This is a genomic window from Fictibacillus sp. S7, assembly GCF_004127935.1.
Lineage (GTDB): Bacteria > Bacillota > Bacilli > Bacillales > Fictibacillaceae > Fictibacillus_C > Fictibacillus_C enclensis.
The window spans coordinates 3,299,112-3,324,263 of sequence record NZ_QJKL01000001.1; the positions used below are offsets into that span (position 1 = coordinate 3,299,112).

Annotated in this window: 26 protein-coding genes and 1 riboswitch; of the genes, 23 read left to right on the forward strand and 3 right to left on the reverse strand. The window is 45.5% G+C overall.

Annotated elements, in window-relative coordinates; translation table 11 throughout:
• The first annotated feature begins 34 nt into the window (after positions 1-34).
• Positions 35-130: riboswitch (SAM riboswitch) on the forward strand.
• An 82-nt stretch (positions 131-212) separates the two neighbouring features.
• The 5 genes from DMO16_RS17135 (at position 213) to DMO16_RS17155 (ending at position 4,848) form a co-directional block, all read left to right on the forward strand.
• The gene (locus DMO16_RS17135; protein ID WP_129478808.1) at positions 213-1,265 is read left to right on the forward strand and encodes an LLM class flavin-dependent oxidoreductase; all 1,053 of its coding nucleotides are present in this window, start codon (positions 213-215) and stop codon (positions 1,263-1,265) included.
• A gap of 21 nt (positions 1,266-1,286) precedes the next feature.
• Positions 1,287-2,237: an ATP-grasp domain-containing protein gene (locus DMO16_RS17140; RefSeq protein ID WP_129478810.1), complete on the forward strand. Its 951-nt coding sequence runs from the start codon at positions 1,287-1,289 to the stop codon at positions 2,235-2,237.
• A 266-nt stretch (positions 2,238-2,503) separates the two neighbouring features.
• Positions 2,504-3,178, forward strand: coding sequence for a stage II sporulation protein R (gene spoIIR, locus DMO16_RS17145; RefSeq protein ID WP_061973472.1), 675 nt, complete (start codon positions 2,504-2,506; stop codon positions 3,176-3,178).
• A 67-nt stretch (positions 3,179-3,245) separates the two neighbouring features.
• Positions 3,246-3,689 carry a GNAT family N-acetyltransferase gene (locus tag DMO16_RS17150; protein WP_129478812.1) on the forward strand — a complete coding sequence of 148 codons (444 nt, stop codon included), beginning with the start codon at positions 3,246-3,248 and terminating at the stop codon, positions 3,687-3,689.
• A gap of 106 nt (positions 3,690-3,795) precedes the next feature.
• The gene (locus DMO16_RS17155; RefSeq protein WP_129478814.1) at positions 3,796-4,848 is read left to right on the forward strand and encodes an L-threonylcarbamoyladenylate synthase; all 1,053 of its coding nucleotides are present in this window, start codon (positions 3,796-3,798) and stop codon (positions 4,846-4,848) included.
• 60 nt (positions 4,849-4,908) lie between these two features.
• On the opposite strand, the gene DMO16_RS17160 is transcribed toward DMO16_RS17155, so the two are convergent.
• Positions 4,909-7,116, reverse strand: a complete 2,208-nt coding sequence (locus DMO16_RS17160) for a PAS domain S-box protein (RefSeq protein ID WP_061973479.1) — start codon at positions 7,114-7,116, stop codon at positions 4,909-4,911.
• A 174-nt stretch (positions 7,117-7,290) separates the two neighbouring features.
• Here DMO16_RS17160 and DMO16_RS17165 point away from each other — a divergent pair, with 174 nt between their 5' ends.
• The 4 genes from DMO16_RS17165 (at position 7,291) to DMO16_RS17180 (ending at position 9,726) form a co-directional block, all read left to right on the forward strand.
• Positions 7,291-7,848, forward strand: coding sequence for a manganese efflux pump MntP family protein (locus tag DMO16_RS17165; RefSeq protein WP_129478816.1), 558 nt, complete (start codon positions 7,291-7,293; stop codon positions 7,846-7,848).
• A gap of 79 nt (positions 7,849-7,927) precedes the next feature.
• Complete coding sequence (locus DMO16_RS17170) at positions 7,928-8,542, forward strand: low molecular weight protein arginine phosphatase (RefSeq protein WP_061973483.1); 615 nt, start codon at positions 7,928-7,930, stop codon at positions 8,540-8,542.
• A gap of 92 nt (positions 8,543-8,634) precedes the next feature.
• Positions 8,635-9,090, forward strand: coding sequence for a ribose 5-phosphate isomerase B (gene rpiB / locus DMO16_RS17175; protein ID WP_061973485.1), 456 nt, complete (start codon positions 8,635-8,637; stop codon positions 9,088-9,090).
• A 63-nt stretch (positions 9,091-9,153) separates the two neighbouring features.
• The gene (locus DMO16_RS17180) at positions 9,154-9,726 is read left to right on the forward strand and encodes a TIGR01440 family protein (protein ID WP_061973487.1); all 573 of its coding nucleotides are present in this window, start codon (positions 9,154-9,156) and stop codon (positions 9,724-9,726) included.
• Positions 9,727-9,873: 147 nt separating this feature from the next.
• On the opposite strand, the gene DMO16_RS17185 is transcribed toward DMO16_RS17180, so the two are convergent.
• Positions 9,874-10,722: a MurR/RpiR family transcriptional regulator gene (locus DMO16_RS17185; protein WP_061973489.1), complete on the reverse strand. Its 849-nt coding sequence runs from the start codon at positions 10,720-10,722 to the stop codon at positions 9,874-9,876.
• Positions 10,723-10,876: 154 nt separating this feature from the next.
• On the opposite strand from DMO16_RS17185, the gene gnd reads away from it, so the two are divergent.
• From gnd to upp, 11 genes are all read left to right on the forward strand, one after another.
• Positions 10,877-11,773 carry a phosphogluconate dehydrogenase (NAD(+)-dependent, decarboxylating) gene (gnd, locus tag DMO16_RS17190; protein ID WP_129478818.1) on the forward strand — a complete coding sequence of 299 codons (897 nt, stop codon included), beginning with the start codon at positions 10,877-10,879 and terminating at the stop codon, positions 11,771-11,773.
• A 136-nt stretch (positions 11,774-11,909) separates the two neighbouring features.
• On the forward strand, positions 11,910-13,457 hold the full coding sequence (gene gntK, locus DMO16_RS17195) for a gluconokinase (protein WP_129478821.1): 1,548 nt from the start codon (positions 11,910-11,912) through the stop codon (positions 13,455-13,457).
• 218 nt (positions 13,458-13,675) lie between these two features.
• Entirely contained in the window at positions 13,676-14,911 is a 1,236-nt protein-coding gene (gene glyA / locus DMO16_RS17200; protein WP_061973495.1) for a serine hydroxymethyltransferase, read from the forward strand.
• Positions 14,912-15,090: 179 nt separating this feature from the next.
• Positions 15,091-17,160: a BglG family transcription antiterminator gene (locus DMO16_RS17205; RefSeq protein WP_129478823.1), complete on the forward strand. Its 2,070-nt coding sequence runs from the start codon at positions 15,091-15,093 to the stop codon at positions 17,158-17,160.
• Positions 17,157-17,438, forward strand: a complete 282-nt coding sequence (locus DMO16_RS17210; RefSeq protein ID WP_129478825.1) for a PTS sugar transporter subunit IIB — start codon at positions 17,157-17,159, stop codon at positions 17,436-17,438. The genes DMO16_RS17205 and DMO16_RS17210 overlap by 4 nt, the downstream gene beginning before the upstream one ends.
• A gap of 24 nt (positions 17,439-17,462) precedes the next feature.
• On the forward strand, positions 17,463-18,833 hold the full coding sequence (locus tag DMO16_RS17215; protein ID WP_129478827.1) for a PTS ascorbate transporter subunit IIC: 1,371 nt from the start codon (positions 17,463-17,465) through the stop codon (positions 18,831-18,833).
• A 26-nt stretch (positions 18,834-18,859) separates the two neighbouring features.
• Complete coding sequence (locus tag DMO16_RS17220; protein ID WP_129478829.1) at positions 18,860-19,711, forward strand: transketolase; 852 nt, start codon at positions 18,860-18,862, stop codon at positions 19,709-19,711.
• Positions 19,708-20,682 carry a transketolase family protein gene (locus DMO16_RS17225; protein WP_061973504.1) on the forward strand — a complete coding sequence of 325 codons (975 nt, stop codon included), beginning with the start codon at positions 19,708-19,710 and terminating at the stop codon, positions 20,680-20,682. The genes DMO16_RS17220 and DMO16_RS17225 overlap by 4 nt, the downstream gene beginning before the upstream one ends.
• 224 nt (positions 20,683-20,906) lie before the next feature.
• On the forward strand, positions 20,907-21,650 hold the full coding sequence (locus DMO16_RS17230) for a DsbA family protein (protein ID WP_061973506.1): 744 nt from the start codon (positions 20,907-20,909) through the stop codon (positions 21,648-21,650).
• A gap of 2 nt (positions 21,651-21,652) precedes the next feature.
• Entirely contained in the window at positions 21,653-22,057 is a 405-nt protein-coding gene (locus DMO16_RS17235; RefSeq protein ID WP_129478831.1) for a disulfide oxidoreductase, read from the forward strand.
• A 172-nt stretch (positions 22,058-22,229) separates the two neighbouring features.
• Entirely contained in the window at positions 22,230-22,859 is a 630-nt protein-coding gene (gene upp, locus DMO16_RS17240) for a uracil phosphoribosyltransferase (RefSeq protein ID WP_061973511.1), read from the forward strand.
• Positions 22,860-23,080: 221 nt separating this feature from the next.
• Here upp and DMO16_RS17245 read toward each other — a convergent pair whose 3' ends face one another.
• A complete protein-coding gene (locus DMO16_RS17245) occupies positions 23,081-23,479 on the reverse strand; it encodes a DUF3889 domain-containing protein (RefSeq protein ID WP_129478833.1) in 399 nt (132 codons plus the stop codon).
• A 323-nt stretch (positions 23,480-23,802) separates the two neighbouring features.
• Between DMO16_RS17245 and DMO16_RS17250 the strand changes: the two genes are divergently transcribed.
• Genes DMO16_RS17250 through atpB form a run of 3 tightly spaced genes read left to right on the forward strand, consistent with a single transcriptional unit; the run spans position 23,803 to position 25,123 of the window.
• A complete protein-coding gene (locus DMO16_RS17250; protein WP_129478835.1) occupies positions 23,803-24,027 on the forward strand; it encodes an AtpZ/AtpI family protein in 225 nt (74 codons plus the stop codon).
• Positions 24,024-24,407: an ATP synthase subunit I gene (locus tag DMO16_RS17255; protein ID WP_129478837.1), complete on the forward strand. Its 384-nt coding sequence runs from the start codon at positions 24,024-24,026 to the stop codon at positions 24,405-24,407. Before DMO16_RS17250 ends, DMO16_RS17255 begins: the two co-directional genes overlap by 4 nt.
• Before the next feature lie 5 nt (positions 24,408-24,412).
• Positions 24,413-25,123 (forward strand): F0F1 ATP synthase subunit A, encoded by a 711-nt coding sequence (gene atpB / locus DMO16_RS17260; RefSeq protein ID WP_129478839.1) that lies wholly within the window; start codon positions 24,413-24,415, stop codon positions 25,121-25,123.
• Positions 25,124-25,152: the final 29 nt, after the last annotated feature.

Below are 25,152 nucleotides of genomic sequence, written 5' to 3' on the forward strand. Positions count from 1 at the left end.
CTACTTTTGTTGTAGGATTACTATAATAAAATAAATCTTATCCAGAGTGGTGGAGGGACTGGCCCTATGAAACCCGGCAACCCGTTTGAAGGTGCTAAATCCAGCAGGAACACATCCTGAAAGATAAGATTGAAGCGGCGGAAACTTCTTCTTATCTAAGAAGAAGTTTTTTTGTGTTTTTTTCGTTTTAATAAAGCAGAGGAGAGAAAGAGATGAGATTTGGATTTTGGCTACCCATATTCGGCGGCTGGCTTAGAAACGTGGAAGACGAAAATATGCCTCCGACCTTTGATTATGCAAAACAAGTGATTCAGTCGGCGGAAAAATGGGGATACGATACCACACTGATTGCGGAGCTTTATTTGAATGATATAAAAGGACCGGAACAGGACGCGTTAGAAGCATGGACAACGGCGGCCGGTCTGGCTGCAGTTACAGAAAAGATTGAAATCATGACCGCGGTTCGCCCAGGATTCCATAACCCGGCAATTACTGCCAAAATGGCTGCCAACATTGATCAGATCAGCGGCGGAAGATTTACCTTGAATGTGGTTTCTGCCTGGTGGGAAGAAGAGGCGAAGCAGTATGGCGGCGTCTTTACCGCCCATGATGAGCGCTATGAACGAACACAGGAGTTCATCGATGTCCTAAAAGGCCTTTGGACTGAAGAAACCTTTAATTATAAAGGGAAGTACTATGAACTTGCCAATACAAAACTGTCGCCTAAACCGGTGCAACGGCCTAATCCTGTCCTCTATGCCGGCGGTGAGAGCGAACGTGGAAAACAGGTTATCTCTTCTTCCTGTGATGCCTATGTCATGCATGGGGGCACTGTTGAGGAGATCCATACCAAGATTACAGATATGAAAAACCGTAGAGCCCGGACGGGAAAAGAGGCCTTGTCTTCGTTTGGAATGGCAGCTTACGTCATCTGCAGGGATACCGAGGAAGAAGCACAGGCAGAGCTCGAGCGAATCACGGATGTGAAAGAAACGAGCGGCTATGCAGGCTTTAAGGATTTTACAAGCAAGTCTCAGCTTGAGCAGCAGATTCAGCTGCAGGATTATTCTGTTTCCAACCGGGGTCTGCGCCCGAACCTGATCGGAACGCCTGGGCAAATCGCGAAGCGGATTGTTGAATATGAAGAAGCCGGACTAGGGCTTTTGCTGCTTCAGTTCTCACCACAGCTGGAGGAAATGGAGCGATTTTCAAAGCAAGTCATGCCGTTAGTGGAAAAATACAACCAGGAAAAGGCGTTAAGCTAGAAGAGAAGAGGAGAGATGAAATTGAAAAAAGTATACATCATTCACGAAAACGATGAATGGACCAACCATTTAATTAAGCGGCTGGACGAGTTAGAAGTACCATACGAAACCTGGCATCTGGATCAGGGCACGGTTAACCTGTCCGAAACACCTCCGGAAGGCATTTTTTACAGCCGCATGAGCGCTTCCTCCCATACACGGGGACACCGTTACGCTCCTGAACTTGCTGCCAGTGTGATTGCCTGGCTCGAGCGCCATGGCAGAAAAGTGCTGAACGGCAGCCGTGCTCTGCAGCTGGAGGTCAGCAAAGTGGCACAGTATCTCGAATTGGAAGCACATGGAGTGAAAACACCCAAAACCATTGCAGCTGCAGGCAAGGAACAAATTTTGCAGGCGGCGGAACAATTCAGCGGCCAGCCGTTCATTACGAAGCACAACCGTGCAGGAAAGGGACTCGGTGTACAGCTTTTTCATTCCTATCAGGGATTGAAGGATTATGTACTTGGCCCGGATTTCGAGGAGCCGGTTGATGGGATTACGCTTATTCAGCAATACATCGAGTCACCGGCGTCCTACATCACACGATGCGAGTTTGTCGGCGGAAAGTTTGTATATGCGGTACGGGTAGATACGTCTGAAGGATTTGAACTCTGTCCGGCAGATGCCTGCCAGATTGGGGACTTGTTCTGCCCGGTCGGAGAAGAAGCTCCAGCTAAACCAAAGTTTCAGATTCAGCAGGACTTCGCGGAAAGCATTATTGATAAATATGAACAGGTACTGGCAGATAACAACATCCAGGTGGCCGGTATTGAATTTATAAAAGACGCAGACGGTACGATTTATACGTATGACATCAATACGAATACCAACTATAATTCGGACGCTGAAGCCGCAGCAGGAAAATATGGAATGCTCGAGCTTGCCAAATTCTTAAAAAGTGAATTGAATCAAGTAAACCCGGTCCTTGTTTAAGGACAACATAAAGAGCCTCCCGCTTAGCGGGAGGCTCTTCGTTTTCATCATCTACATGAAAAAGGGGGTGATAGGGATGTCTTTACTATAGCAGACCCGGTCTATAAGAAAGGAATTATGTGACCTTTTTGATATGTTTAAGAAATTTGTGACATCCACATCCCGTTATTTGTCACTTTTTTTCGGGATTTGTTTGATAGTTTGGTAGTATGTTTTCTCCCCGCCCGGTCCACACTGAGGATAGAAAACGAAAGGGGAGCTTGATCATGAAACGTTCGAAAAAATCGGTTATGACGTTATTATTCCTATCGCTGATTGCGATGGTTCTGTTTTTTGAAACCCAGACGAAGGTGGCAAACGCGACCATGAATGAATCGGTTAAAATTCCGCATGATGCCATCCGTCTCCGCATTCTGGCCAACAGTGATGCAGAAAAGGATCAGGCATTAAAAAGAAAGATCCGGGACAAGGTGAATGAACAGATTACCACATGGGTGGGCGGTCTCGATTCACATGATCAGGCAGAAAAAGTGATTAACAAGCATTTGCCAGAGGTAAGAAAAGTAGTGGAGACGTATTTGCGGGAAGCTGGCCTGGATATTCCTTATAAAGTACAATTCAATAAAGAAGTTGCTTTTCCAACCAAAATGTACGGCAACTATATTTACCCTGCGGGCAAATATGAAGCTCTTCTGATCACGCTTGGCAAAGGAAAGGGAGCCAATTGGTGGTGTGTGCTTTTCCCTCCACTGTGCTTTCTGGATTTTGAAAATGGGGATGCCGTTAAAACCGATCAAAAGGGAGTAAAGGAAGTCGCTTCAGGAGCAGAGCAAGACGCGCCGGCTGTTCAAGAACCAAAAGAAGAAAAAGTGGAAGTGAAATTTTTTCTGGGAGAAGTCTTTACCTCTGTGGCCAATAAGATTGGCAGTCTGTTCTCTTAAAAGCCCTGCATAACTTTCATGGTTGTTTCATAGACTTTTAACAAAATACTAGAGGAGAGTGAGCGCCATGACCATTCGTTTGAGAGCGGCGATGCCGCATGAAGCAAGAAGTCTCGGTGATCTGGTTAAGCAGGCAGGTTTGGGCACGGATGGAATGAGGGAAGGGATTGGAAACTACCTTGTGGTGGAGAATGATAAAGGCGAAACCATTGGGACCGTAGGACTGGAACGGGTGGAAAAGGATGGTTTGCTCCGTTCGTTTGTTTTAAAGAAGGAATATTCCAATGAACAGATATTTTTGCGATTGATCCAGCGGATTTTGCTATACTGTAAGGAAAAAGGAGTAGAGACACTTTATTTGCTGACAAAGGCTGTTCATCTTTTTGAGCCTCTGTCATTTCGGCCAGTGCCGGCAGAAAAGGTTCCTGCTCATGTAGAAAATACCGCCCATTATAAAAAAACAGCCGAAAAGGATGTGGTCCTGCTGTATTGCAGCCTGCAGGAAAATTAATTATCCACAATTTATGCACAATAAATCGTCTTTTGTGTATAAATTGTGGATAATAGTCGTGAAAGACTGCAAAAATGGAAAGCGGCGGTTTGAAAGGATAGTTGGAATGAAGGAGTTTACTACAAACATATGGTCTGTGGATAAAGAAAGCGATGCGCTTACAAGCCATCCACAAATTATACAAGCTTCCCTGTGGATAAAAAATAATGAGGTCATTGCTTTCCCCACGGAAACCGTATATGGACTGGGGGGAAATGCGGAGAGCGATGAAGCGATTGAAAAGATTTTTGCGGCGAAAGGAAGGCCGAGCGACAATCCTCTTATTGTTCATATCTCAAGTCTAGACCAACTGGAAGGTTTGGTGGCGGAAATTCCAAAGCGGGCGCAAATGCTGATGGAAGCCTTTTGGCCAGGACCGCTAACCCTTGTTTTGCCCAAAGGAGAAAAGGTAGCCCGACGTGTGACAGCAGGGCTGTCCACAGTGGGGGTAAGGATGCCGGATCATCCTGTCGCGTTGGAGCTGATCAGTGAAAGCGGGCTGCCGCTCGCAGCACCAAGCGCAAATATTTCGGGAAGGCCATCGCCAACAACCGCCCAGCATGTTTATGAAGATTTAAAGGGGCGAATTGCGGGTATTTTGGATGGCGGTCCAACCGGTGTGGGAGTGGAATCCACGGTGGTTGACTGTACATCCGAAAAACTGACCATTCTGCGGCCTGGCGGAGTGACCAAGGAACAGCTTGAAGAAGTGGCTGGTGAAACTGCCATGGATCCAGGTCTTGTTTCTCCGGATACGTCGGCGCCAAAGTCGCCGGGCATGAAATACACACACTATGCACCGAATGCCCCGCTTTACCTGGTGGATGGATCACCGGCATTTATTCAGAAGCTTGTGGATAAGGAAAAAGCAAAAGGCAGAAAAACAGGTGTATTGTCATGTAATGAGCACACACACCTTTACCAGGCGGATACGGTCATACCTTGTGGGTCCCATGACGCGCTTGAAAGTGTGGCTCATCATCTTTATGATGCATTGCGAGCATTTAACGAGAGCGAGGCCGAGATTATTTTCAGTGAGGTCTTTCCGAAAAAAGGCATGGGTACTGCCATTATGAACCGTCTTGAGAAATCGGCCGGAGGAAAAATAATAACAGAATGAAAAAAACAGGGCGGCTGCCCTGCTTTTTTTGTGGTTTGCCATGGAAAGCCGATTCAGCTGTCAGGCCGGTTCGGTGAGGATGGGAAGGATAACGGTAAAGGTGCTGCCTTGACCTACTTCGCTCGCTACCTGAATACTTCCGCCATGGTTCTCGATAATTTTATAGCACACCATCAGCCCGAGGCCTGTCCCTTTTTCCTTTGTTGTGTAAAAGGGTTCACCAAGAGCAGGCAGCATTTCTTTTGGGATCCCGCATCCTTCATCAGTAAACGCCACGCTTAATTGCTCTGCTTGCTGTCTCACAGAAATATAAATTTTACCGCCTTCAGGCATGGCTTCGATGGAGTTTTTCAGCAGATTGATGAATACCTGCTTTAACTGACTATCGGCAGATGAGACCAGGGGCAGGTTTTCCTCGGCATGAAAATGAATCTGCACGTTCATTAAAATGGCCTGAGTTTCCAGCAAAGAAATGACATGGCGCAGCAGATGCGTCAGATTGGTAGGAACAAGGTTCATAACCTGCGGTTTGGCAAGCACCATAAATTCACTGACAATGGAGTTGATCCTGTCAATTTCTGAAAGCATAATCTCATAATATTCATTATTGTCCTGAGCTTTGGACTCCAAAAGCTGCAAAAATCCTTTAATCGAGGTGAGCGGGTTGCGGATTTCGTGGGCCACCCCTGCAGCCAGCTGGCCAAGGACTGACAGCTTATCCGATTTTCTCAGCATCTCCTCTGTTTTTTTGCGCTCCGTCAAGTCCCGGGATACGACCACTATGCTCTCTACCTGGTCTTTTTCATTAATGACCGGTGTGGCATTTGTTTCGAGCAAAACGTGACCACCGTTATTATGCTTCCAGCGGGCTTCAAATTTAATGGGCTTTCTGGAATGAACCATCTCCCGCATCAGCAGATGGACACGTTCTCGATCCTCCGGATGCACAAATTCGCCTGCATATTTCCCGTAATACGTTTCAGGCTCTATTCCCAGAATCATTTTGTTGGATGGCGAACTATAGATTACTTTTCCGTGGTCATCTGACACCACTATTAAATCCATTGTATTTTCGGCGATAATCCGGTACTTTTCTTCACTTTCACGAAGCGCTTTTTCCTGCCGCTTTTTCTCTGTAATATCACGCGAAATGCCCGAGAAGGCATGTACCCGGCCATTTTGATCCCATATCGGAAACAGCGTCACACTGGTATTAAGCAGAGATCCGTCTTTGCGCTGACAAATCATTTCATGACCCTTAATCGAAACACCTTTTTTGACGGACTGGATCATCTGCAGTGATTCCTGCATATATTTGTCCAGTACAATGGGGATTATTGGGCTTTGACAGTCTTTGAGCTCTTCTTCCTTCCAGCCGAAGGTTTCCTCAAAGGCGGGGTTCAATTTAATGGTTTTCTTATCAAAATCATAAATGGAAATCATATCGGCTGAATGGGTAAACAGGGACTCGAGAAGTTCTTTCGTTTCTTTAAGTTCTGCTTCCTGTGCGATCCGTTCGGTAATGTCCTTTCCGATGCAATAGACTCCAAGCACTTCGTCATTCACGGTGATCGGTGTAATCGTCAAGTTGACATAAACAATTTCGCCACTTTTTTTCTTAAGCTTCACCTCGAACGTTTGCGAGGGGCCCCGGAGCAACTTATGGAACTCATTATTGTATTTTTCCTTTTTGTCGTTGGGCAGAAGCGGATGAAAAGTCATAGCCAGCAGTTCTTCCTCCGTGTAGCCGGTCAGTTTTTCGGCTGCGGGATTAACCATAGTAAGTTTTCCCTGTGTATCTATGGAAAACAGGGCATCGATCGTATGGTTAATGAGAGAGTGAAACCGCTGCTCACTTTCCTTCAGTTGGTTCTCTGCGGTGATCCGGTCTTTAATGTCAAGGCAAAAACCGTTCACCTCAAAGACCCTGCCTTCATTAATAACAGGATGCAGTGCTATAAGGAACGGAACATCATGAAGTTCTGCTTCAACGGTCAGCGGCTCGCCAAGCCATGCCCGTTCAAAGCAATGGATAATATAGTCGGATAACTCAGGCATGATGAGAGCGCCTGAATTTTTTTGAAGCAGCCATTCTTTCATATATTCCAGTGGAGGAGAGAGGTCGCCGTTCCATTGTGTCACAACAAAAGCTTCCCGGGATTTTTTAAATGTAAAGGTCAGGCTACTTTGTTTTTTGATTTTCATGCGGCGGGCTTGTCTGTTTTCGTAAGCTGCGGCCGGATGAATCGACTTCCCGTATTCAGTCATGAAATCGCCTCCGATTCTTCCGTTTTTCTACTATCTTATTTACGGTAAAAAAAACCATATCCCTGCTTATGTTGAAATTTGATTGTCCATTGTTTTTTAGAAACACCTCCTCGCTCATTCTAATTGATGTGGGATGCGCATAAGGTTGTACTAGCGGACTAAGGGGGAAGGTAAATGGATGTTGTGACCATAGGAGAATGGCTGACCTTATGGGTCATGTCTTTTGCTCTGGGGATGGATGCCTTTTCCATCGGACTGGGCATGGGAATGCTCCGGTTAAGGATGAAACAAATCATTAAAATCGGTGTGGTAATCGGGTTGTTTCACATGGGCATGCCGCTTGGGGGATTGATGCTTGGAAAGCAAATTTCCTCTCACTTCGGAGGAATTGCAGCCATTATCGGCGGATGCCTGCTGCTGCTGCTTGGCTTTCAGATGATCCGTTCCTCCTTTAAACCTGAGAACGAGCCATTTGTTACACCGGTCGGCTTTGGACTGCTGTTGTTTGCACTGAGTGCTAGCCTTGACAGCTTTTCCGTCGGTTTAAGTCTTGGCATTTATGGAGCCAAAATCGTACTGACCATTTTTATGTTCGGTTTGATGAGCATGCTGCTGACCTGGTGCGGGCTGATGATGGGGCGAAAAGTGCAAAAGTGGCTCGGCTCTTACAGTGAGGCTTTGGGAGGCCTGATTTTACTGGCTTTTGGAATCAAGCTTTTGTTTCCGTTATAAATATGATGGAACGATTGGCGTACAGGCCAATCTTTTTTTATACTAAAAGTAGACTTTCAAAAATAAGAGGTGGTAACCCATGAAGAATATACTATTTGTTTGTACAGGAAATACATGCAGAAGTCCGATGGCTGCCGCTCTTCTGAGGCATCTCGGCAATGGAAAACTTGAGGTGCGGTCAGCCGGAGTGTTCGCAGCAGAGGGGGCAGGGGCAAGTTCAAATGCTGTAACCGCCATGTCTGAAAAAGGTATTCCATTCAACCATGAATCAAAGCCTGTGACCCGGACACTGATGGATTGGGCGGACCTTATTCTGACGATGACCGAAAGCCATAAGCATGCGCTATGCAATCGGTTCCCGGAAGTGGTGGACAAGGTTTACACGCTAAAGGAATTTATCTATCAAAACGAAGACTATGAACAGAGGCTCTCTGAACTTCATCAGGCGTATGCCGAAATCGAAACTTTACGGGTGTTCTATAAAAGCAAATGGAACCAGACGGATGAAGACAAGCAGGCGGTTCAGGAAGAATTTGAACGGGCGATTGCTCCGTTTAAAGAAAAGATCGCTTCTATGGAACAAGAGCTTCCTTCGCTTGATGTTATCGATCCGTTTGGGGGAGATATTGAGATTTACAGGCAAACCAGAGGAGAGCTTGAATCACTCATCCATAAACTGCTGGAAAAAATATAGATCGTTGCTCTGGGTTGTCTGCCGCGACTGGTTGAAACGAGGGGAAAATCGATTTAAAATCGAATAGACTACGGAATTTACAGGAGGAGAAGATGAGAGTAGCCATAGGTTCAGACCATGCAGGAGTAGAGCTTCGCCAGGAAATCATCGAGATGATGCGGGAAATGGGTATGGAAGTGTTTGACGTGGGATGCGAATGCAGCACCTCCGTTGACTATCCGGATTACGCCATTCCTGTGGCGGAAATGGTAGCGAGGAATGAGGCAGATCGAGGTATATTAATCTGTGGTACGGGAATAGGTATGAGTATAACGGCCAATAAAGTTAAAGGCATCCGCTGTGCTCTTGTACATGACCTGTTCAGCGCCAAAGCAACACGACTGCATAATGACAGTAATGTACTGGCCATGGGTGAGAGGGTCATCGGACCTGGACTGGCTCTGGAAATTGCCAAAGTGTGGCTGACCACAGAATATGAAGGCGGCAGGCACGGCAGGCGTGTGGGCAAAATTTCAGATTATGAGGAGAGAACCAGCGAGCGAGTATAAATGCTGCAAAGAAAAGGTGATGGAACTTAAAATCTGCACCTTAAAGAAGGGAAGATTCAACCAATGAGTGACCAGCTGCAAAACGTAGAGAAGCAGGTCTATCATGCCTTATCCGATTTACAAAAGCAGGCGGCGCTAAAGCCGGGACAGCTGCTGGTAGTCGGAGCAAGTACAAGTGAAGTGACAGGTGGAAGAATTGGCACTTCAGGAACAATGGAAGTCGCACAGGCTCTTTTTAATGGAGTTAAAATGTTTCAGGAAGAAACCCGGGTGGCTGTAGCTGTCCAGTGCTGCGAGCATTTGAACCGTGCCCTTGTTGTCGAGCGGGAAACGGCCGACAGGCTCAGGCTGGAAGAGGTCCGTGTGGTGCCGGCAAGATCGGCGGGCGGAGCTCTGGCAACCCATGCGTTCCACCATTTTGAAGATCCTGTGATGGTGGAATTCATCAAGGCAGATGCCGGGATCGATATTGGAGATACCTTTATTGGAATGCATCTGAAGCATGTCGCCGTACCGGTAAGAACAGAAGTAAAAAGCATTGGTGAAGCGCATGTGACGCTCGCCAAAACCCGGCCGAAACTAATCGGCGGGGAGCGGGCCGTCTATCCGTCAAAAGAAGACATTCGCTGCTTTTAATAGATCAAAAAACCGTCCGGTTCCTTTGAGCACGGGCGGTTTTTTTGTCTGCAGCAGCATTTTGGCTATTATGAAAACGACGTGATTTGCAAATACTTCTTTTCGAACCGCAAGTAAACGCTAAAGCTTCTCTGCTTTTTCTCTGTTTTAAAACTTCTTCTCGGAAATCGCAGAGCGCATCCGCTGAAGGGATTCTTTTGCAGCTTCTTTTCCGGCCATCATCACGTTGACATAAAGGGCATCGATGACGCTGAGCTGAGCGATCCTGGACGACAGGGCCTCCGAGCGAAATTCTGTTTCCGTGGCGATGGTATGAAGGGAGATGTCTGATTTTTCACTGAGCGGTGACTTGGCGTAGTCGGTCAATGAAATGGTGCGGCAGCCGTTTTCTTTTGCGACCGAGAGCACCTGCAATAAATCCTTGTTGGTCCCTGAGTGGGAAATGAACACGGCGGCATCACGCTCTGTGAGCTGGGAAGCAGACATGAGCTGAAAGTGGGTGTCGGTATAGGCGACGCTTTGCTTTCCGGTGCGTATGAATTTATGGTGGGCATCCATGGCAATAATTCCTGAACCGCCGTTTCCGTAAAATTCAATCTTGGAAGCTGAAAGAAGGCAGTCCACGGCATTCTGAAAGTTTTTTTCATCAAGCATCCGCCGCGTGTCTTCCAGAGTGCGGATGTTGGATTGAAAGACCTTTTCTGCTACCTGTGCGGGACTGTCCGTTTCCAGGATCGTTTCATGGATGTCCTGCAATGGTCCGACAACGTCAGAGGCAAGCGCGATTTTCAGCGCCTGGAACCCTTTGAAACCAAGGCGTTTGCAGAACCGGAAGACGGTTGCATCGGCTACTTCGAGACGGTCGGCGACCTCATTGATGCTTGAATGGATGATATTTTGTGGATCTTCAAGAATGATATCCGCTATTTTTTTTTCTTTTTCGCTCAATATGCCGTAAGAAGAGCGAATCTTGGCTAAACAGTTTGAAGCGGCCATGTATCGTTCTACCTTTCTTCTTTGAGACTTTGGCTTTATCATAATATGAAAATTAATTTCTTGTAAACGGAAAAAATTTTAGTATATAATGAGTAGTGAAGAAAATAATTTTCATAAGCTTTAGATTGAGCTTGTTTGAAAGGGGAAGTAACACATGCAAATCGGAATGATTGGCTTAGGTAAGATGGGTTACAATCTTGTTCTTAATCTTTTGGACCATGGACATGAAGTGGTGGCAACAGATGTAAACAATGAACAAGTTAAAAATATTGCGAACGACGGAGCGACTGGCGCTTATAGCATTAAAGAACTTGTCAGCGGATTAAACACTCCGCGCGTAGTTTGGATGATGGTACCTGCGGGAAACATTACTGAAGATGTACTCACTGAACTCAAAAGCGTCCTGGAGCCAGGCGACATTGTGATTGATGGAGGAAACTCCAATTATAAAGATACACTCCGCCGTGCGGAAGAATTGAAAGAAAAAGGCCTTCACTTTGTGGATGTCGGCACAAGCGGCGGTACAGAAGGTGCCCGAAATGGTGCTTGTACAATGATCGGTGCCGATCCTGAAGTATTTGAAATCATTGAACCTGCCTTTAAAGACCTTTCTATCGAAAATGGTTACCTGTATACAGGTAAAGTCGGTAGCGGGCATTTCTTGAAAATGGTTCATAACGGGATTGAATACGGCATGATGCAAGCCATTGCAGAAGGCTTTGAAATTCTTGAGAAAAGTGAATTTGATTATGATTATGAAGCGGTGGCAAAAATGTGGAACCATGGTTCTGTTATCCGCTCTTGGCTCATGGAATTAACACAAAGCGCGTTCTCCAAGGATCCTAAGCTGGAAGGAATCAGAGGCGTAATGCACGCTTCCGGTGAAGGGAAATGGACCGTAGAAGCAGCACTGGATCTTCAAGTTCCTGCACCGGTTATCGCTCTATCCCTCATGATGCGCAACCGTTCACTTGAAGATGACACATTTACTGGTAAAGTGGTTGCGGCGCTCCGCAATGAATTTGGCGGACATGCAGTTGTAAAAAAATAAATGGCAAACCAGGAGGGTGACGTACACTGCATGTCACCCTCTTCTTTTACATCAGCTCTTCATGTATGTTTAATTTAACTTTAGAAGCATACTAAAAGCTGAGAAGGAAAGGGCAAGGCCGGAAAGGATGGAAAGCATGGATCAAAACAAATACTTGATGGGTGTGGACATCGGTACAACAAGCACAAAGGCTGTTCTTTTTGACCGGAAAGGTACAGTCATTTCCCAACATACTGTTGGCTATCCGTTATTGAGTCCGACACCGTCTACTGCAGAGCAGGAACCGGAGGAAATTTTGCAGGCCGTGTTCGCGTGCATCAACAGGACAATGGCAGAAAGCCTGATTTCACCAAATGACCTTCAATTAGTGTCGTTCAGTTCGGCGATGCACAGCGTGATTGCAGTGGACGAAAAAGGGAAAGCGCTCACCAAAAGCATCACCTGGGCAGATAACCGGGGGGCAGATTATGCTGAAAAAATTAAAAACGAACTGAATGGGCATGAAGTGTACCTGAGGACAGGAACTCCTATTCATCCGATGTCACCACTGACCAAGCTCCTTTGGATGAAAAATGAGCTGAAGGAAGCGTACGATCTCGCTCATAAATTTATCGGAATCAAGGAATATGTATTTCACAAGTTGTTTGGCGAATTTCTGATTGACCATTCCATCGCTTCAGCTACCGGGATGATGAACCTGGAAAAACTGGAGTGGGATGAAGAAGCTTTGAACATCGCCGGAATCACAAGCGACAAGTTGTCAACACTGGTACCGACCACACACGTTGTTAAAGGTCTTTTACCGGAAAGGGCAGAAAGGCTTGGCGTTCACAAAGATACTCCGTTTGTGATCGGTGCCAGTGACGGCGTACTCTCAAACCTGGGTGTGAACGCGATTGATCCCGGGGTGGTGGCAGTGACCATCGGTACGAGCGGCGCGATTCGTACGGTGAGCGACAAACCGATCACCGACCAAAAAGGCCGGACATTTTGTTATGCGCTTACGGAAAACCACTGGGTCATCGGAGGCCCTGTCAACAACGGGGGAATGACGTTCCGGTGGGTCAGAGACCAGTTTGGCGCAGCCGAATCAGAAACGGCAAAACGCCTTGGGCTTGATCCTTATGAAGTATTGACCGAGATTGCAGAGAAGGTTTCTCCTGGTGCAGACGGCCTTTTGTTCCATCCTTATATGGCAGGTGAACGTGCTCCTCTTTGGAACGCCAATGCAAGAGGCTCCTTCTTTGGACTTGCGCTCTATCATAAAAAGGAGCATATGATCCGTGCCGTGCTTGAAGGGGTCATTTTTAACCTGTACAGTGTTCTTCTGGCGCTTCAGGAACTCATCGGAATTCCGAAAGGGGTACAGGCAACAGGCGGCTTCGCCCGTTCAGCCCTTTGGCGTCAGATGATGGCCGATATCTTTAACCAGGATGTGACCATACCGGAAAGCTTTGAAAGCTCTTGTCTTGGTGCAGTCATTCTTGGCCTATATGCATTGGATGAAATTGAGGACTTCTCCATCGTATCGGACATGGTGGGAAGCACGCATCAGCATACGCCAAATTCTGAAAACGTTGAGACGTACCAGGAGCTCATGTCGATATTTCTATCTGTATCCAGAAGCCTTGAAGAGGATTATCATAATATTGCAGAGTATCAGCGAAAGCGGCTCGAACATTAAGACAGCAGACAGGAATGGGCTAACCCTTTCCTGTTTTTGGGTTTAACAGTTTCCAATATCAGTGAATTTCCGTACATTTATAACACTTTATGTTTTAGCGTTCGGAAAATATCTAAAATGTATCCGCTATCAATTAAAAGTGACCTAACAAAACACTGAAAAGCTATGTTACAATGAACATGAATTAAGGACTTTTAACACGAAGGGGATGCACAAACTTGAAAAAGCTAGCTGTTCAAGATCAAGAAGTTTTTGCTGCTATACAAGACGAACTAGGACGTCAGCGGAATAAAATTGAACTCATTGCATCAGAAAACTTTGTAAGTGAAGCGGTAATGGAGGCGCAAGGATCGGTCCTCACCAATAAGTATGCAGAGGGATATCCGGGCCGCCGTTATTACGGAGGATGCGAATATGTTGACGTGGCAGAGAACCTCGCAAGAGACCGTGCCAAGAAAATCTTTGGAGCGGAGCATGTCAACGTTCAGCCTCACTCCGGTGCACAGGCGAACATGGCTGTGTATTTTACCATTCTAAAGCCTGGCGATACAGTCCTTGGAATGAACCTGTCCCACGGCGGGCATTTGACGCACGGAAGTCCGGTTAACTTTTCAGGCGAGCTTTATAATTTTGTCGAATATGGCGTGAATGAAGAAACACATCTTATTGACTATGAAGATGTACGCCAAAAAGCGCTTGAAAATAAACCGAAACTGATTGTTGCCGGAGCAAGTGCCTATCCAAGAGCGATTGACTTCAAGAAGTTCCGTGAAATTGCGGACGAAGTCGGAGCTTATTTGATGGTTGATATGGCGCACATTGCCGGACTTGTGGCAACTGGGCTTCATGAAAACCCGGTTCCTTACGCTGATTTTGTAACAACTACTACCCATAAAACACTTCGCGGTCCACGCGGCGGAATGATTCTTTGTAAAGAAGAGTTTGCCAAGAAGATCGACAAGTCCATTTTCCCTGGAATTCAGGGCGGACCTCTTATGCACGTGATTGCGGCAAAGGCGGTAGCCTTTGGAGAGGCATTGTCAGACGACTTCAAAACGTATTCCCAGCAAATCGTTGATAATGCAAAACGACTTGCCGATTCCCTTACTAAGGAAGGAATCACACTGGTGTCCGGCGGAACGGATAACCATTTGATTCTTATTGATGTAAGCAAGCTTGGCATTACAGGAAAAATTGCCGAAAAGGCGCTCGATGACATCGGAATTACCGTAAACAAAAACACGATTCCGTTTGATCAAGAGAGCCCGTTTGTAACTAGCGGTATCCGTATCGGTACGGCAGCAGTTACGTCTCGTGGTTTTGGCCTCGAAGACATGGATGAAATTGCATCCCTCATTGCCCTTGTTGTTAAAAACCCTGAAAACGAAGCTACCTTGAAGGAAGCGGGCGAACGTGTTGCAGCGCTTGCTGGAAAGTACAAGCTTTACGAATAAGAGAGATTATGAAAAAGGCACCTGTTAAGGGTGTCTTTTTTTGTGTTCTTTCTTTAGAGTAAAAAGTAAATTTCCGCTTTCATCCCAATTTTGTTACTTGGGTCTCACATCAATTGTTATCAATGGTTATACAAAATGAAAGCGCTTTACAATATGATGAGATCAGGAGGGGGATCAACGTGCAACTGGAAGAAAGGCCGGCATTGCTGCTGAATCAGATTTTCTCACTGAAAAGACCAACCATAGCCCAGCTGATGGATCAAACTCAGATGTCCAAGCGTCAGATTACGTATGATTTAGAAAAAATAAATGATTGGTTGAAGGATCAAAGTCTTCCTTCCATCTCTTATAAACGGAAAACGCAGATTGAAGTTCCCGCGCAGGTGTTTCAATTAGCGGATGCCTCCTTTGCTGCTGATTCCTTTATTTTTACGGAAGATGAGCGTCTTGTGGCCCTTTATTTGTTCTTGTTCATCAGAAGAGAGCATATCTCATCTGCCCATTTTACTGATCTATTGAAAGTCAGCAAGAACACTGTCACCGCTGATGTCAAAAAAGCCAATGCCCTCTTCGCACCGTTTTTAGTGAAAATTCATTATACCCGGGAAAGAGGATACCACCTAAAGGGCACCGAGCTGGATAAGCGGGTGCTGCTGATGAGCCATCTGACCAGGTTGTTTCAAAAACCGTCGGGAGAGAAAATCATCGGTTATGTTCTTAAGGCATCTGACAGTCCGCTCATCGTAAAAACTATTTTTTCGATTCTGCAGTCTCTTGAAAAAGAACTTAGCCTTCAGTTTGTGGAGGAACGTATGCATCAGTTTGCTTATTTCCTCCAATTCTATTACATCCGGATGCTTGAAAAGAAAATGGTCCGCCTTCATCGGGATGAAATTGAATTGCTTCGACAGGACCGGCTGAATGAGCCGGCAGAACAAATTTTAGCACAGCTTCATTTGATGAAAACAGATTCGGAGGTTGCTTATCTTGTGATTCAAATGCTGGGTCTTTCTCTAGGGGATGCTTCTGTAATTCAGGATGATTACGATCTGCTGTTTCGGATCTGCGAAAGATTGGTCACTGATTTTGAATATAAGGCCTGTATTTTCTTTGAAGAAAAGAACAAGGTCGTAGAAACGCTGTATCAGCATCTCAAGCCGGCGTATTACCGGATGAAGTACCGAATCCCCATATACAATCCGCTGCTTGTCCAAATCAAGGAGGAGCATACGGAGCTATTTACGATTGTGAAAGAGCTGCTTAGTCCTGTTGAAGTTCTTTTGAACATTTCTGTTCCGGAAGAAGAAGCCGGCTTCATCACGATCCATTTTGCTGCCTTGCTGGAAAAGCCCATACAGATCGCTGCAAGTAGGAAAAGAGCGGTTGTTGTTTGTCCGAGCGGCATCAGCTCATCCTTGATGGTTAAACACCAGCTTGAATCACTGTTTTCAGAAATCACCGTGTATAGGACACTTTCCTTAAAAGAGTTCAATGAAGGAGTAGAGCTGGACATCGACCTTGTGTTTTCAACAGTGCCGCTTCAAACGAAGGTTCCTTGTTTTCCCGTAAAACCAATAATGACACCGGTCGAAAAGGGAACGCTGCTCAATGAGGTGTATCAACACCTATTCGGAGTTCAGTATGAGCATTTGGGAGCAAAGGATATCTTGCAGACCATTGAGAAACATGCTCATATTTTCGATAAGGATGGCCTTGCACAGGCTTTGACACAATTTATGTTTCAAAAAAGAACGAACGCTAACAGGAGGAACAGACCCGTGTTAAGTGATTTAATTACGAATGAAACCATTCAATTTGCTGAGCAGGTGCCTGGCTGGGAGAAGGCAATCGAGGAAGCCGCCCAGCCGCTGCTGAAAAAAGGGGCGATCAAGCCATCCTATATTAAGGCGATGATTGAAAATGTGAATACGATGGGCCCTTATGTCATACTCGGCCAGGAAATTGCGATTCCTCATGCGAGGCCTGAGATGGGAGTGAATGAGGTGGGAATGAGCTTTTTGAAGCTCGAGGAGCCCGTTTACTTTTTAGATGATAAAAAACACCCTGTTTCTTTATTGTTCTGCATAGCTGCCATTGACAATAAGACACACTTGCAGGCTCTATCCCAGCTGACAAAGCTGCTAAGCAAGAAAGAAAATGTAAAAAAGCTGAAAGCAATGAACAGCACAGAGGAAATGCTTGGACTGATCCATGAATATTCAAAGTTGTTTAGGAGGAAAAGAACATGAAAATTTTAGCGATTTGCGGTTCGGGTTTAGGAAGCAGTTTCATTCTAGAAATGAACGTTCAGGAGATTGTTAACGAACTTGGAGTTTCGGGTGTGGAGGTCAGCCACTCCGATTTAAGTTCAGCGACTCCTGATATGGCCGATCTTTTCATTGCGGCAAGGGACATCGCTGAGGGGGCATCCCACCTTGGAGAGGTCGTTGTCATTGACAGCATTATTGACATGGATGGCATCCGGGAGAAGTTAAGAGAAGTGTTGACACAAAAAGGAATGCTCTAAAGAGCAAAAAGGGGGAGCTAGGAAATGGGTGAAAGATTTCTTAAGCTGATGATGGATATTCTAAGCCAGCCGGCTGTGCTGGTGGCATTAATCTCACTGATTGGCCTTCTTTTGCAGAAAAAACCGGCAAGTGAAGTCATTAAAGGGACGACAAAGTCCTTTCTTGGTTTTCTTGTTATTGCAGCTGGCGCCAATATCCTTGTCGGAGCACTTGATCCCTTTGGAAAGATGTTTCAGGAAGCATTCCATGTTAACGGGGTTGTTCCAAATAACGAAGCTATTGTAGCTATGGCGCTGACAAAGTATGGTTCAGCGACAGCGCTTATCATGTTCTTCGGCATGATTGCCAACATTCTCGTAGCTCGTTTTACGCCTCTGAAATACATCTTCCTGACCGGGCATCACACGCTGTACATGGCCTGTATGTTTGCGATCATCCTTGTCGTTTCAGGGCTGAAGGGAGCGGGTCTAATCATTGTCGGTGCCATAGCCCTTGGACTGACGATGGCTATTTTTCCAGCCATGTGCCAGCCATTCATGCGCAAGATTGTCGGGAATGATAAAGTCGGGTTCGGACACTTTTCTTCCCTCGGATATATTCTGTCGGGGTTGGTCGGCAAAGTGGTTGGAAAAGGCTCCCGATCGACTGAAAAGATCAATTTTCCAAAAGGCCTCGGTTTTCTTCGTGACAGTTCGGTCACCATTGCCCTTACAATGACGATTCTCTATTTGGTCATCGCTCTTTTTGCAGGTCCGTCCTATGTCGAAAAGGAATTGAGCAATGGAACTCACTATCTTGTCTTTTCGGTGATTCAGGCGGTTACCTTTGCTGCCGGTGTATTTGTAATTCTTTCAGGCGTGCGTTTGGTCCTGGCTGAAATTGTTCCTGCCTTTAAAGGAATTTCGACCCGGCTTGTGCCGAATTCCAAACCTGCCCTCGACTGCCCGATCGTTTTTCCGTATGCACCGAACGCTGTTTTAATTGGCTTTTTCTGCAGTTTCCTTGGAGGGATTGTTGGTATGGCCATTCTGGGATGGGCAGGAGCGGTTATCATTCTGCCTGGAGTTGTGCCACACTTTTTCACCGGTGCAACAGCCGGTGTTTTCGGTAATGCCACAGGCGGCATAAGGGGAGCGACTATTGGTTCATTTGCTAACGGGCTTCTGATTACGTTCCTTCCTGTATTCCTCCTTCCGGTGCTTGGAGATCTTGGCTTTGCAAATACCACCTTCTCGGACAGTGATTTCGCCGGCACGGGCATTATTTTAGGCAATATTGCCGGTTCGTTTGGTTCAGTGGGTGTCACCCTGTTCGTTACAGCTGTTCTGGTGATTGCGGTATTATTCGGCTTGCGTAAGAAATCAAGAAATGAAGATGAAAAGATTTCTGCTTAAAGCAATAAACTACGAAGGAGGTAATCATGAGGGCTTTAATAGAAGACCTGGAACACTTTCGAGATCAAATCAGGCTTAAAACGCTCCAGGAATTGAACCACCTGGGCTTCGGACATTACGGCGGCAGCCTGTCCATTGTAGAAGCGCTGGCTGTGCTGTATGGTGAAATGTTGAATATAGACCCGTTTAATCCTCGATTAGAAGAGAGGGATTATTTTATCCTCTCCAAAGGCCACGGAGGTCCGGCCTATTATGCGACCCTTGCTTTGAAAGGCTTTTTTCCAGAAGAGCTACTTTATACACTCAATCAAAACGGCACGTCGCTGCCTTCCCATCCGGACCGAAATTTGACGCCGGGTGTGGACATGACAACAGGATCTCTTGGCCAGGGTATCTCTGCAGCGGTCGGTGCGGCGCTATCGCATCAGCTTTCGGGACGATCCAACCGGACGTATTGCATCGTAGGGGATGGAGAGCTGAATGAAGGACAGTGCTGGGAAGCTTTTCAGTTTGCGGCCCATCATAAATTGAACCATCTGACAGTACTGGTGGACGATAACAAAAAACAGCTCGACGGACTGACGAAGGATATTATTGACCCAATAGACTTTGCCGAAAAGTTCAGAGCGTTCGGTTTTTATACGGTGAGGGCTGACGGCAGCTCGGTAAGGGAAATCTATTCAGCCATTCAGGACGGGAAAGCGCAGCACAGCCAGCCGGTCGCCATTATCCTTGATACCGTAAAAGGTCAGGGAGTTCCGTATCTTGAAGCAAAGGAAGATAATCACCACATCCGCCCGAATGCACAAGATAAAAAAGCCATTCTTGAGGCAATAGCCGATCTTGAAAGCAGGCTTGGAGGAGAGGTGACTGTATGATTAATTCTGTAACAATATCCTATGAAACTGAAGATATAGAGATGAGGCAGGCTTATGCCCAGACGTTGTTGAAACTGGCAAAACAAAACCGTAATATCATCGCCCTAGAAGCGGATTTGATGAGTGCCATCTCTACTAATAAACTCCAGAATCAAATTCCCGGACAGCTGATCAACTGCGGCATAATGGAAGCCAATATGATGGGAGTTGCAGCGGGGCTCTCTATTACAGGAAAGATCCCGTTTCTCCATACGTTTGCCCAATTCGCCACTCGACGTGCCTATGATCAGTTATTCGTCTCTGGGGCTTATGCAAGGCTGAACCTGAAAATACTTGGGTCGGATTCGGGGGTAACGGCTGAGCACAACGGTGGAACGCATATGGCATTTGAGGACTTGGGGCTGATGCGTCTCGTACCGAAAGCGGTAGTCTACGAAGCGAGTGATTCCACGATGCTCACTTATCTTTTGAAAAAAATAGCGGGCGAGTACGGCATCCACTATATCCGCACGATGAGGAAAGCTGCGGTGAAACTCTATGAGCCGGATGAAACATTTGAAGAGGGAAAAAGCAAGGTGCTGAGAGAAGGTCCGGATATCGCTTTGATGGCAAGCGGTATTATGGTCGCAGAAGCGCTAAAGGCTGCTGACCTCCTTGCAGAGAAAGGTATCCATGCTGCGGTGATCGATATGTATTCCATTAAACCGGTGGATCATGAACGGATCGTGGAGTATGCCCGAAAAACCGGGGCTATTGTCACAGCGGAAAACCATAATGCCATCGGCGGACTCGGCAGTGCAGTGGCTGAAGTTTTGAGTGAACAGGCTCCTGTGCCTCTGAGAAGAATCGGAGTCAAGGAACAGTTTGGGCAGGTTGGCAAAACAGAATATTTAAAAGAAGTGTACCATCTGACTGCAGGGGACATCTGCAGGGCCGCTTGTGAACTGATGGATGGAAAAAAACCAATATGACCGGGTACCGGCACCGCTGAAGAAGCGGTGCTGTTTTTTATTTTATTGGTACTAAACTCTTGAACCAGATATCGCTTTCTTTAGAGCACCGAAAGTCACGAAAAATCATTCAAAAGTTAAGAGAATGTTCATTTGTAAAATAGAGAGACTTCGTATACTCTTAAGTAGAACTTACTTCTGATTGATTAGTTAGTAAATAAACTTAAGGTAGTAGAGGTGAAAATATGGCGAAGCAAAAACCTAAGGGGAACAGCAAGTCAAAGCCCAAAACCAAAAATTATGTAAGAAATAAGAATCAGCGGCCGTCCAGCTGGATTTTCTGGGTGATCGGCATTATTGCGATTGGTATTGTCTTTTTATTGTTTGTTGGGAATTTCGGCAACAAAGACGACTCCAATGGAGGAGCATCCATCGATTACAAAAATCAGCCGTATTTAGGAGAAGAATCTGCAGATGTGAAGGTGCTTGAATTTGGCGATTACAAATGTCCCGTTTGCAAAAACTTTAACGAGACTCTTTTCCCTGAAATTGAAAAAGACCTGATCCAAACAGGTAAAATTAAATTTTATTTCATCAACTATCCTTTCATCAATGTGGATTCCAGACGTTCAGCGCAATTTGCTGAAACGGTTTATAGTGAACTGGGCAACGATAGTTTCTGGAAATTCCATGAGCTTCTTTATAAAAAGCAGCCGGCCGATCAGGAGGCTGAAAAGCAAGATATCTTTACTGTGGACTTCCTCGTAAAAACACTGGCTGAGGCTACCTCAAACAAAGATGCCCAAAAAGTAAAAAAGGCATTTAACCAATCAAATCACGACGAGGATGTAAAGAAGGACGAAGCCTTGGTGAGCAAGCTTGGTGTACAATCTACTCCAACCTTGTTTGTGAACGGCAAACGGTTTGAAGGAAGCACATACGGCGACCTTAAGAAGCAGGTCGAAGAAGCTTCGAAAGGGAAGAATTAAAGATGAATAAACCTTTGCTGCTTGGTTGGGTAACAGCCATTATTGCTGTGTTGGGGTCCCTTTTCTTTAGTGAAGTCCTTCACTATGTTCCCTGTACCCTTTGCTGGTATCAAAGAATACTCATGTACCCTCTTGCTGTTTTCCTGGGTGTGGCGTTTTATCACAATAACAGCAGGATCGCTTCATACGTTCTTCCACTTTCCGGCCTCGGAGTTATTGTTTCGGGCTATCATATTGCCCTGCAAAAGGTTCCGGCCCTGAAGCAATTCGAAGTATGCAGTGCGGGTGTTCCCTGTTCGCAGGATTACATTAACTGGCTCGGCTTTATTACTATTCCGATGCTGGCGTTTGTCGCCTTTGTCGTCATCACTTTATGCATGCTTGTATTAAGCAGAAGAGAAGAATAGTAGGGAATGGGGCATCCTAATGGGGTGTCCTATTTTTATGGGGAATCCCGGGATTTTAATTGGAAGCTTTTTTTACCTTGAAGTAGTGCTTCTTTTTCTGTAAAATGCGGTAGAGGTTATGTGCAAGAATTTACGGGATGGACAAGCCCGTTTTAAAAGGAGAGGTAGCAGGATGGGTAATGTTTTTGTTCTCGATCATCCATTGATACAGCATAAGTTAACACATATTCGTGACGTTGAAACAGGTACGAAAGAGTTTCGTGAGCTTGTAGATGAAGTTGCGGGATTAATGGCGTTTGAAATTACACGCGATCTTCCACTTGAGGAAGTGACCATTCAAACTCCTGTATCTGAAGCAACAATGAAAGTGATCGCCGGGAAAAAGCTTGGTCTTGTACCGATTCTTCGTGCCGGTCTTGGCATGGTAGACGGAATTCTTAAATTAATCCCGGCAGCAAAAGTCGGACACGTTGGTCTGTACCGTGATCCGGAAACACTTTTGCCTGTTGAATACTATGTAAAGCTTCCGTCCGATGTAGAGGAACGCGACTTTATTGTTATTGATCCAATGCTTGCAACAGGGGGATCTGCTGCAGCAGCCATCATGTCCCTTAAAAACAGAGGCGCAAAGAACATTAAGTTGATGTGCCTTGTTGCCGCTCCTGAAGGAATTGATCTGATTCACAGAGACCATCCTGAAGTGGATATCTATTTGGCAGCCCTTGATGAAAAGCTCAACGACCACGGCTATATCGTACCAGGTCTTGGCGATGCAGGGGACCGTCTTTTTGGAACAAAATAAGCAACATAAGAAAGCGCCGGGTTTCTGGCGCTTTTGTTTTTTAGCTATTGCGTGGCTGAAACAAAATACATCCTCCAAACAAAAAGTTCGGATTAAACTTCACGTTTTTTGGAAATACCTAGCTTATATTATGTAGGGAAGGAAGGTGGACATCCAGAGAAACCATAAAAAATGCCCCTGCCAACAGCGTGGTGTGGGCTGAGGCAAAAGCATTTTTATCATTAACTGATTTCTTCAAAGGCTACTGAAATCAATTTTCCGTCACTCGCGTTATGCAGCACCTTTACTTTGATGTCTTTTTCGACCTTATGTTCCGTTATAATAAAGTCGAAGAAGTCGATCACTGTGCCGTCAGCATTTACCCGGCGTGTGTCGTACTGATAATCACTGATGGTGCTGTTGGGGTATTTTTCCTTGGTGCGCTCCAGTGCAATTTCCCCCCATTTCGCATAATCCTGGCGCATGGATGTGTTCATATTTTGAGGTGTGCCGGAGTTGGATGGATGGGCATTCATTTGATGGGATTTCGTTCCATTTTTTCCATCGTTGACATTGTTCATGCAGGCGACAAGTATGACTAAAAAAAAGAGGAACAAAAAACCGGTTTTAGTGAGCTTCATAAGACATCCTCCCTGGATGAAGTTTGTACTGAAAAGTCTGCTCAAAAACCGGGATTTTATACAAAACTGAATAGTTCATAATGTTTATTATATCGCTATTTTCCTAGGGAAAATCAATATTATACTGCAATTAAATAAACATATAGGAATTGTGACAGATTTTACACAAATTATATGATATTTTGCCTGTAATTGCGTTGACACCAGGGTGTCGCTATTGGTATCCTTACAAAGGGAATATGGTAAGGTTTTCATGCTAGGACACAAGTGTGTTTACTGGAAATTTTGAACTTCCTTATGATGTTCCGAAAGGAGTCCATGCGATGAGCACCGGAAGACGACCTTATAAAGCAATGGCATTAATGTCAGGTATACTTTCTGTACTTGTTGGAAGTATATTGCTTGGGCTTTTCGGCGGTAAGTGGCTGGATGGTCTTATGGGAACGAGTCCTCTGTTCCTCATTATCGGCTTGTTTATAGGGCTTGGAGCCGGCGTTTACGGCATGATCCGTTTATTATCCAATCGATCAGGAGAAGAACGCAAATGACCGAGTACACCATGACCTTCAGAAGATACATAAAGATCACGCTCTTTATGCTCTCTTTTTTTGTCCTCGGATATGGAGTAACCTCCTATCAATCCATTTTCCTCGGTTTATCATTCGGCACCCTGTTCAGTCTTTATAATCTTTGGAGCATGTATTCGAGGATCGAACGGCTCGGACAAGCAGTCATTAACCAGCAAAAAGTCAGGACAATGGGTTCATTATCAAGGCTTCTTGTGGGTGGCCTCGCAGTGCTTATTGCCATGAGATACCCGCAATTTTTCAATTTGTTAAGTGTGGTAATTGGATTGATGACGGTCTATATTATCATGTTAATAGATTCACTAACTAAAACCATGCGTACTTCAAAGGAAAAGAGGTGAAATAGGTGGAACACGAAGCTCCGATACATACGTTTATGGGTCTTCAATTTAACCTGTCAAACGTACTAATGATTACAGTTTCATCCGTAATTGTTTTCCTGATTGCTGTACTGGCTACCCGCGCCTTGTCCATGAAACCGGGCGGTTTGCAAAACTTTCTTGAATGGGTAGTGGATTTTGTAAAAGGAATCATCAACAGCACAATGGATTGGCACACGGGCGGCCGCTTTCTTACACTAGGTCTTACATTACTTATGTATATTTTTGTTTCCAATATGCTCGGCCTGCCATTTGCAGTAGCTTTCGACCATGAACTTTGGTGGAAATCGCCAACTGCAGATCCAACCATCACCTTAACACTTGCCGTAATGGTAGTGGTACTAAGCCACTATTATGGGGTGAGATTAAAAGGTGCAAAAGCGTACGGTGCAGAATTCTTTAAACCTTTCAAGCTTTTCTTCCCATTAAAGCTGATCGAAGAATTTGCCAATACACTAACGCTCGGCCTCCGGCTTTACGGTAACATTTACGCTGGAGAAATCCTTTTAGGCCTTCTTGTAGGGCTGGCACATAAAGGTATTTTTGCCGGTATCCTGGGGATCTTCCCGTTGATTGTATGGCAGGGATTCTCCGTATTTGTAGGTGCCATTCAGGCATTTATTTTTACCATGTTAACAATGGTTTATCTTGCCCATAAAGTGGCGGACGACCATTAATTAATATAAGTTTCGTTCATGGCCTAACC

Coding starts and splice junctions, on each gene's coding strand:
- DMO16_RS17135 (WP_129478808.1), top strand. CDS start 213: ATGAGATTTGGATTTTGGCTACCCATATTCGGCGGCTGGCTTAGAAAC.
- spoIIR (WP_061973472.1), top strand. CDS start 2,504: ATGAAACGTTCGAAAAAATCGGTTATGACGTTATTATTCCTATCGCTG.
- DMO16_RS17150 (WP_129478812.1), top strand. CDS start 3,246: ATGACCATTCGTTTGAGAGCGGCGATGCCGCATGAAGCAAGAAGTCTC.
- DMO16_RS17155 (WP_129478814.1), top strand. CDS start 3,796: ATGAAGGAGTTTACTACAAACATATGGTCTGTGGATAAAGAAAGCGAT.
- DMO16_RS17160 (WP_061973479.1), bottom strand. CDS start 7,116: ATGACTGAATACGGGAAGTCGATTCATCCGGCCGCAGCTTACGAAAAC.
- DMO16_RS17165 (WP_129478816.1), top strand. CDS start 7,291: ATGGATGTTGTGACCATAGGAGAATGGCTGACCTTATGGGTCATGTCT.
- DMO16_RS17170 (WP_061973483.1), top strand. CDS start 7,928: ATGAAGAATATACTATTTGTTTGTACAGGAAATACATGCAGAAGTCCG.
- rpiB (WP_061973485.1), top strand. CDS start 8,635: ATGAGAGTAGCCATAGGTTCAGACCATGCAGGAGTAGAGCTTCGCCAG.
- DMO16_RS17180 (WP_061973487.1), top strand. CDS start 9,154: ATGAGTGACCAGCTGCAAAACGTAGAGAAGCAGGTCTATCATGCCTTA.
- DMO16_RS17185 (WP_061973489.1), bottom strand. CDS start 10,722: ATGGCCGCTTCAAACTGTTTAGCCAAGATTCGCTCTTCTTACGGCATA.
- gnd (WP_129478818.1), top strand. CDS start 10,877: ATGCAAATCGGAATGATTGGCTTAGGTAAGATGGGTTACAATCTTGTT.
- gntK (WP_129478821.1), top strand. CDS start 11,910: ATGGATCAAAACAAATACTTGATGGGTGTGGACATCGGTACAACAAGC.
- DMO16_RS17210 (WP_129478825.1), top strand. CDS start 17,157: ATGAAAATTTTAGCGATTTGCGGTTCGGGTTTAGGAAGCAGTTTCATT.
- DMO16_RS17215 (WP_129478827.1), top strand. CDS start 17,463: ATGGGTGAAAGATTTCTTAAGCTGATGATGGATATTCTAAGCCAGCCG.
- DMO16_RS17220 (WP_129478829.1), top strand. CDS start 18,860: ATGAGGGCTTTAATAGAAGACCTGGAACACTTTCGAGATCAAATCAGG.
- DMO16_RS17225 (WP_061973504.1), top strand. CDS start 19,708: ATGATTAATTCTGTAACAATATCCTATGAAACTGAAGATATAGAGATG.
- DMO16_RS17230 (WP_061973506.1), top strand. CDS start 20,907: ATGGCGAAGCAAAAACCTAAGGGGAACAGCAAGTCAAAGCCCAAAACC.
- DMO16_RS17235 (WP_129478831.1), top strand. CDS start 21,653: ATGAATAAACCTTTGCTGCTTGGTTGGGTAACAGCCATTATTGCTGTG.
- upp (WP_061973511.1), top strand. CDS start 22,230: ATGGGTAATGTTTTTGTTCTCGATCATCCATTGATACAGCATAAGTTA.
- DMO16_RS17245 (WP_129478833.1), bottom strand. CDS start 23,479: ATGAAGCTCACTAAAACCGGTTTTTTGTTCCTCTTTTTTTTAGTCATA.
- DMO16_RS17250 (WP_129478835.1), top strand. CDS start 23,803: ATGAGCACCGGAAGACGACCTTATAAAGCAATGGCATTAATGTCAGGT.
- DMO16_RS17255 (WP_129478837.1), top strand. CDS start 24,024: ATGACCGAGTACACCATGACCTTCAGAAGATACATAAAGATCACGCTC.